Source organism: Bacillus sp. mrc49, assembly GCF_002803435.1.
The window spans coordinates 1-7,119 of sequence record NZ_PHNG01000592.1; the positions used below are offsets into that span (position 1 = coordinate 1).

The 7,119-nt window shown below is 45.0% G+C and carries 9 protein-coding genes and 1 pseudogene; 6 read left to right on the forward strand and 4 right to left on the reverse strand.

From position 1 onward, the window contains the following. From CVN76_RS06180 to CVN76_RS06190, 3 genes and pseudogenes are all read left to right on the forward strand, one after another. A pseudogene (locus CVN76_RS06180) lies at positions 1 to 131 on the forward strand (molybdenum cofactor biosynthesis protein MoaE); the annotation flags it as partial. Beyond that, positions 124 to 357, forward strand: coding sequence for a molybdopterin converting factor subunit 1 (gene moaD, locus CVN76_RS06185; protein WP_100530614.1), 234 nt, complete (start codon positions 124 to 126; stop codon positions 355 to 357). The pseudogene CVN76_RS06180 and the gene moaD, both read left to right, overlap by 8 nt. A gap of 23 nt (positions 358 to 380) precedes the next feature. Then, positions 381 to 1,400: a MoeB/ThiF family adenylyltransferase gene (locus tag CVN76_RS06190; RefSeq protein WP_100530615.1), complete on the forward strand. Its 1,020-nt coding sequence runs from the start codon at positions 381 to 383 to the stop codon at positions 1,398 to 1,400. Positions 1,401 to 1,477: 77 nt separating this feature from the next. On the opposite strand, the gene CVN76_RS06195 is transcribed toward CVN76_RS06190, so the two are convergent. Continuing rightward, positions 1,478 to 1,798: a general stress protein gene (locus CVN76_RS06195; RefSeq protein ID WP_061141326.1), complete on the reverse strand. Its 321-nt coding sequence runs from the start codon at positions 1,796 to 1,798 to the stop codon at positions 1,478 to 1,480. Positions 1,799 to 1,935: 137 nt separating this feature from the next. Further along, on the reverse strand, positions 1,936 to 3,372 hold the full coding sequence (locus CVN76_RS06200; RefSeq protein ID WP_100530555.1) for a phospholipase D family protein: 1,437 nt from the start codon (positions 3,370 to 3,372) through the stop codon (positions 1,936 to 1,938). Between the two features lie 147 nt (positions 3,373 to 3,519). Between CVN76_RS06200 and CVN76_RS06205 the strand changes: the two genes are divergently transcribed. The 3 genes from CVN76_RS06205 to CVN76_RS06220 all read left to right on the forward strand — a co-directional run bounded on the left by CVN76_RS06205 (position 3,520) and on the right by CVN76_RS06220 (position 5,123). Continuing rightward, positions 3,520 to 4,218 (forward strand): uracil-DNA glycosylase, encoded by a 699-nt coding sequence (locus CVN76_RS06205; RefSeq protein ID WP_100530554.1) that lies wholly within the window; start codon positions 3,520 to 3,522, stop codon positions 4,216 to 4,218. Positions 4,219 to 4,473: 255 nt separating this feature from the next. Continuing rightward, complete coding sequence (locus CVN76_RS06215) at positions 4,474 to 4,728, forward strand: YwdI family protein (protein WP_157805546.1); 255 nt, start codon at positions 4,474 to 4,476, stop codon at positions 4,726 to 4,728. A 26-nt stretch (positions 4,729 to 4,754) separates the two neighbouring features. Next, positions 4,755 to 5,123, forward strand: a complete 369-nt coding sequence (locus tag CVN76_RS06220) for a DUF423 domain-containing protein (protein ID WP_061141322.1) — start codon at positions 4,755 to 4,757, stop codon at positions 5,121 to 5,123. 81 nt (positions 5,124 to 5,204) lie between these two features. Here CVN76_RS06220 and gerQ read toward each other — a convergent pair whose 3' ends face one another. Then, entirely contained in the window at positions 5,205 to 5,723 is a 519-nt protein-coding gene (gene gerQ / locus CVN76_RS31715) for a spore coat protein GerQ (protein WP_232732116.1), read from the reverse strand. A gap of 401 nt (positions 5,724 to 6,124) precedes the next feature. Then, a complete protein-coding gene (gene hemQ, locus CVN76_RS06230; protein ID WP_061141320.1) occupies positions 6,125 to 6,874 on the reverse strand; it encodes a hydrogen peroxide-dependent heme synthase in 750 nt (249 codons plus the stop codon). Positions 6,875 to 7,119: the final 245 nt, after the last annotated feature.

Below are 7,119 nucleotides of genomic sequence, written 5' to 3' on the forward strand. Positions count from 1 at the left end.
AAAGAATCAAGGAAATTGTCCCGATTTGGAAGAAGGAACATTGGGAGGATGGGGAAACGTGGGTCGGGAACCAGTTGGAGACCGTACCATATCCATCAGGAAAACCGAAGGAGATGGACATCCATGATTAACGTGCTTTTATTTGCCCAATTGAGGGATGAATCAGGAAAAGCGTCCATTTCTATAGAAGGAAATGGCTGGAGTGTGGACGAGCTGAAAAGAAAATTGAAGGCGGACTATCAATTGGGTAGCCTTGAAGCCGCAATGACGGCAGTCAATGAAGAATTTGCCGATGATGAGACGATCTTAACGGACGGGGATACAGTGGCCTTCATTCCACCTGTAAGCGGAGGTTGAGCGAATTGGATATGGTGTACGATGTGAAAGAACGATATTCCAGGCAAACGTTATTTGCCCCGATCGGTGAGCGGGGTCAATTGGAAATCCAAAAGAAGCATGTTTTACTCCTGGGGGCAGGCGCATTGGGAGCTGCAAACGCAGAGGCCCTTACCCGTGCGGGAGTAGGGAAAATCACGATCGTGGATCGGGATTATGTGGAGCTTAGTAATTTACAGCGCCAGCAAATGTATACGGAACGGGACGTCGAAGAGAGGCTTCCAAAGGCTGAAGCCGCAAAGCGTCATTTGCTAGAGATCGATCATGGAGTGGAAGTGAATGCCATCATCATGGACGCAACCGCGCAAAACCTGGAGCAGCTGCTTGGCGGGGTTGATTTGATATTGGACGCAACCGATAATTTTGAAACTCGGATGATCATTAACGATTTGTCACAAAAGCTTCTTATTCCGTGGATTTATGGGGCATGCGTCGGCAGTGTCGGCATGACCTTGACGATCCTTCCCGGAAATACGCCTTGCCTGCACTGTTTGCTTAAAACGATCCCCATTCAGGGCATGACCTGTGACACAGGGGGAATCATATCACCTGCGGTCACGATGGTGGCGGCCCACCAAATGGCCGAGGCTTTGAAAATCCTTTCAGGGAATCGGGACGCGATTCGTCCGGCACTCGTTACGTTTGATCTGTGGCGAAACCAATACCAATCTGTGAAATTAACAAAAGCGAAAAAGAAGGATTGCCTTTCTTGCGGCGAGCAGAGATCTTATCCTTTTTTAACCGGAGATAACGCAACGAAAACAGCGGTCCTTTGCGGAAGGGACACTGTGCAGGTCAGGCCGCCCAAGCCAGTTAAGCTCCAGCTCGAGAAGCTGGCAAAAGGTCTGGTTGGAAGTGGCTATGCAGTGAAATTCAATCCTTTTCTCCTCTCCTGCGAAAAAGATGGAGTGCGGATGGTCATTTTTGAGGATGGCAGGGCGCTGATACACGGTACGAAGGATATGATCCAGGCAAAGGCAGCCTACCAAAGTATACTAGGATAATGAATAGCAAAAAACGGGGCCCGTTGATGGGCCCCGTTTCTTATATATAGGGTAAATGCTACCTTATGTCTGTTGAATTATTTAGAAGCGACGATGACGACTTTTCCTTCGTCAAGCACTTCCTCGTAACGTTCTGCTTCCATGTCGCTAAGGCCAAGGTTGCTCATACGGTTACGAAGCTCATCTCCGCGTGATTTAAAGAGATTGCCAACCGTATCGAGGAAGCCCTGTTCCTTCATTCCTACATCTTCCGTATTCGTATTCTCGGTAAGGTGCTTCGAACGGGTTTTGTCATGAGCGAACAAGTAAACATCGTCCTTCGTATATCCTGAAGTGACTAACTCATCGATTTTTTCCTTTGCTTGTAAACCGTTTTCTACTACATGTACTTGATACATATAAACTCCTCCTTGAATTTTAATGTAAGATTCTCTGGAATATAGGTAAATGGAATCTTGTTTATCGTGATTGTTAATTAGCTATAGTAGTATATAACCTTATTTCCGAGTGCCTAAACATCTTATGACAAAATAATTTAATAAGTGGTGAAGCGAAACACCTTCTGGATGCGGTATGCTAAATATTTGAAAACGGGAAGGTCCTTCTGATATTCACTATAATCGGCAGTGTATGTTCCGTTGCGATTTGTCCAAAGTCTTTGGAAATAGTCAGCGACATCATAAGAAATGTCCGCATCATTTGGTGCATGGATTTCAACATTCGCTTCAAGGTTAAAGTCATCGAGATTACGTGAGGTGTAATTGGCTGATCCGCCAAGAACGATCGTTTCTTTTTCCTTTTGTATCATCATCAGCTTTGTATGAAACTGTTCTTTATCGGTTTTGTACCAGCGGATCGAAATATTTTCATCCCCCAGCTTTTCAAATTCGGCGGCAACCGGGAGATTCGGGAGGCCGATTTTTTCACTTCCGAAGGCGTTTTGATTCGGGTCCAAGATCATCTGAATCTTCACGCCCCGTTTAGCGGCGTCCGTTAACGCTTCGACCACTTCACGATCGGCAATGTAGAACATTGCAAGGTGGATTTTGTCCCCTTTCTTGGTATCTTTTATCGTTTTGAGGACATGCGTATTGATTTTTCCTTCCGTGAGCAATTGCACCGAGACCGGTCCCCTATCTTCTTCGGCCGCCTCGTTGAATTCCGGGAATGCCTTTGGACCGCCGGAGAAATTCGAAGCCGCTTCCTCCGCTTTAATGAAATCACCGATGATATTCCCCTTCATCTGAAACGCGATATTGGAATGGAATCCACTCGCGTCATGGGGGTTGGCAGATGAGATGATCGCCGTTTTTTCGGTCGCGACCACTTTCCTGTGGTTGGCTTTAATATTCATCAGCCTAAGGTAAGAACGAAAGGTGACCTTTGGTGCAGTCTTAGCCATTGGATTCACGATCCAGCCTTTTCCCTCTTCGCCAAACCATTGGAAAAAGGTCCGATACACGCCGGAATAGAGAGGGTTCGGGTCGCGAAGTCGGTCTAAATTGGTCACGACGACATCGATGCCATTTTGCTTCATGGTTTCTAGCGCCTCCAACTTGTAAGCATTATAGGAAGTATTCACTTCATCGGTAATGAATATCACCTGGAGTCCGGGTTTCTTTTTCTTTTGGGCAACCAGTTTATCCGTCAGTGTCTTGGTTAGCTTTGGGAAGTTTATCTTTTCATCATAAAAATCATTAAACAAAAACATATCGATTATGATATAAGAATCCGCCTCTTCGATGGCATTATTGATGGTTTGAAAAATTCGCTGCTCATGTTTAAGATTCCCTTGTTCATCGTGATAGGAAAGATCATAGATGAAGTCGACATCCTCGACATGATGAACCTTCCCTTCATAGGAAATGCCCTTGGGAAGGGGCTTGTAGCTGTTATAGACGATCACTGCCGTAATGACGAGCAAAATGCCAACCAGCAGGTAAAATCGTTTTCTTTTGTACCATTTTTTCATAGGGAATCCTCCAACATGGTTAAATTGCTTGCTAACTATCTGTTTTCCCAATTAAGGGGTATAAAGAAACATATATCATGGTCTATCAAAAAGGCGAAGGCCGATCTTTGATATAATATAGTTTAAAAGAAGAAAGGGGCTATGCATATGGCAAAGCACATATTAACAAATGATTGGTGGCCTCTATTGAAAGAGGAATTCAAAAAAGAATATTACCAGGAGCTAAGGGAATTCATAAAGCAAGAGTACAAAGAGCAGGTCATTCATCCGGATCAGGACGATATTTTCAATGCACTTCACTATACGGCCTATGAAAGCGTGAAGGTCGTCATTCTTGGGCAGGATCCTTACCATGGGCCCGATCAAGCGCATGGCCTTAGCTTTTCCGTTAAACCGGAGGTGCGCATTCCGCCTTCATTAAGAAACATCTTTAAGGAACTTCATGCCGATTTAGGCACTGACATTCCAGATGAGGGATGCCTTGTTGAGTGGGCAAAACAAGGTGTGCTTCTTTTGAATACCGTCTTGACTGTCCGTGAAGGAGAAGCGAACTCACACCGGGGAAAAGGGTGGGAAAACTTTACGAATCAAGTCATCCGCCTGCTGAGTGAGCGGCAGAAACCGATCGTTTTTATCTTATGGGGGAAACCGGCACAAACGAAGATCCCTTTAATTGATGAAAGCCGCCATAAAATCATTACATCCGTGCATCCGAGTCCGCTCTCGGCTTCCCGTGGGTTCTTTGGCAGCAAACCGTTTTCCAAAACCAATCAATTTCTTATGGAAATGGGGGAATCGCCCATTGATTGGGAAATCTCGGGTGCGATGAGTCGAAAAGGAACATGAAGCGGGTGAATTGCATGCTGTGCCGTCATTTTTACGTCACGTGGGATCCCAACTTTCCAAAAGGGTGCCGTGCCTTTCAATTCAAAACCGCAAACCTGCCTTCTCTTGATGTGTTTAGATCATCGGGGCAGGTGTGCCTCGAATTTACAGCCAAGAAAAATATGAAGTAGAGGGTTTTACAAGGGTGTTTTCTTGCTTGATTTTTGCTATGCTAGTGATGAAAGTTTTGACCTGTATATGGACGAGGTGGTAAATTTGGATATTTCTTCAAGAAAAATGCTGGACAAAATCGAAGAGCTTGCTTCGAAGGCAAAGCAGGCAAATTCAGAGGATAAGGTGCAGGGATATGTCATTGCCATTAAAGCCTTATGTGAAGTAATGGTTGATGAAAAAGTGGGAAGCGGCATTTCGAAGCCAATCACATTGTCTCAGCCCATCATGACGGCTACACCGAATGTAGAGCCGGTCAAAATGGATGAAGCCAATGGAGAGTCCTTATTCGATTTTTAAAAGCAGCGAAGGGAAGCGAAATCATAGTGAAACTGTTCATCATTTTAGGCGCAATCAATGGGTTCATTGCTGTCGCACTAGGTGCATTCGGAGCCCATGGGCTCGAAGGGAAGATACCCGATAAATATTTGGAAACATGGCAAACGGCCGTTCAATATCAAATGTTCCATGCGGTTGGTTTATTAGTAATCGGTTTATTGGCTGGAAAAATCTCAAGCCCGTTAGTCAATTGGTCTGGCTGGCTTATGTTAATCGGGATCATCCTCTTTTCCGGTAGCCTGTTCGTTCTAAGCGTCACGCAGATCAAGGTGTTAGGCGCCATCACACCGCTTGGCGGAGTGTCTTTCTTGGCAGCTTGGGTATTGATGGTCATTGCTGCCTATAAGTACTTGTAAGCGCAGGATCAAAAAAAACATCTCCATGAAGAAGGGCCTCAAAATCGATAAGATTCTGAGGCCCCTTTTTTATCATCTCATTCACCTTGGCGAATAGGTGGCAAGCCCTGCCCCTCCATATGGATAGTCGTATTCGATTTCTTCATCAAAGGTAATGTAGTCCAAGTACACCATCGGGATTAAATACCGTTTGCCGGTTTGCGGGTCGCTTATGATCAAATGGTCACGTCCTGCAGCTTCGATGATTCCTTTGAAGATCTTTGCATTCCATTCCTTATTATTTTCAAATGTTGTATAAACGGTCGCTAATTTCCCTTTGTTCAAACGCAGGATGTTTTCGATGTATGATGCTTCGACTGGAAGCATGCCAGGTACCTGTGGTGGAGATGTCGATTGATTCATCGGCATCGGGATCTGCTGCGGCGTGCCGGCTATGGTTGGCTGTTGAGGCTGGTATGCCGGCTGTTGATAGGCTTGCTGCGGGAAAGACTGTTGTTGCTGGTATGGTGTCTGCTGCCGCTGGCTGGACTCATTGTTTTCATTCGGGTAATAGGGGCTTCCACCATACGGGTAGTTACCATAAGGATTATTTTGTGACATTGCATTCCCTCCTAAAATTCAAGGCTTTTTGATTTTGGTGGCGAAAAGCCGAGTACTTGAAGCAACAGTGCGATTTATAGCGACCGCTCGATACAATCCCCGGCAGCTTAAAAACACACAATGAATTTTAAGCGATACATAACGTTGCCTTTCCTGGTTTACGCGGGTAAAGTGATATCCGCTAAACGTAATCTAAATAGAAGTAACGTTCCTTCACCTCGCTGGATTTAGGCGTTGCCTTGTTTTCTTTTCCTGTGACGTCGAATGAGCCGGTAAAAATTACATTCATCACTATTGAAAATGTATGGGATGTGTGTTGGATTTATTCCATAGCTGGGGAAAATAAAAAGGAGGAGGGTGAAAAAAGAGAAAAGCTTCCGGAAGCCGGAAGCTAAAGTATCTTATACGTAGAGGAAAGAGGCTATGTTTTCTTCAGGCAGAATATTGCCTACAAAGAAAGAGCCGAACGCAGCGTAACGGGCGCTCACTTCATCAAAACGCATTTCATAAATTAATTTCTTGAATTGAAGGACGTCATCCGCGAAAAGTGTTACGCCCCATTCATAGTCGTCAAATCCGACCGAGCCGGAAATGATTTGTTTTACCTTGCCAGCATAACTGCGGCCGATCAAGCCGTGTGAACGCATTAAGCCTTTGCGTTCTTCCATGGAAAGCATATACCAGTTGTCATCGCCTTCACGGCGCTTGTCCATTGGATAGAAGCAAACATGTTTCGCCTTTGGCAGGATGGGATACAGTCTGGAACGTACATGAGGGTTCTGATAAGGGTCCTCACCATCTCCTCCTGCAAGGTAATTGCTTAGCTCCACCACTGAAACGTATGAATAAGCCGGAATGGAATATTCGGCAAGCTTCGTTTTATTGAATTCATTTTCGATTGCATTCAATTCTTCCATTGTCGGGCGGGCAAACATAAGCATGAAGTCCGCTTTCTGGCCAACGATGGAATATAGGGCATGGCTGCCTTCGTTGTCGCTTTGGGTCATATTCCATTTATCGAGTAAACCTTGGAACTCCGAGATGGCTAGTTGGCGTTCGTCACTTGATAACGTTTTCCAAGATGCCCAATCGATCAGGCGGAAATCATGTAAACAATACCAGCCGTCCAGTGTTTGTGCTGCTTCACTCATTACGATCACTCCTAAGTCTTATTATAGCTTTAATATAACATAGTTTCAGTATAAGGAAATTTAGGTCAACCCGCAAACGCCATCACTGTTTTCGGTGCTGAGATGTGGCTGGAATTTACCGGGCCGCTGGAGTATTCTAAAAAAGGCAGGGTAGGAAAGAATGGTTAAATGATTAAACATAGTACAATCAGGGGAAACGTATCTAAAAAGGAGGAAGCGCCAGTGAGCAATTTATTTGAAATGTT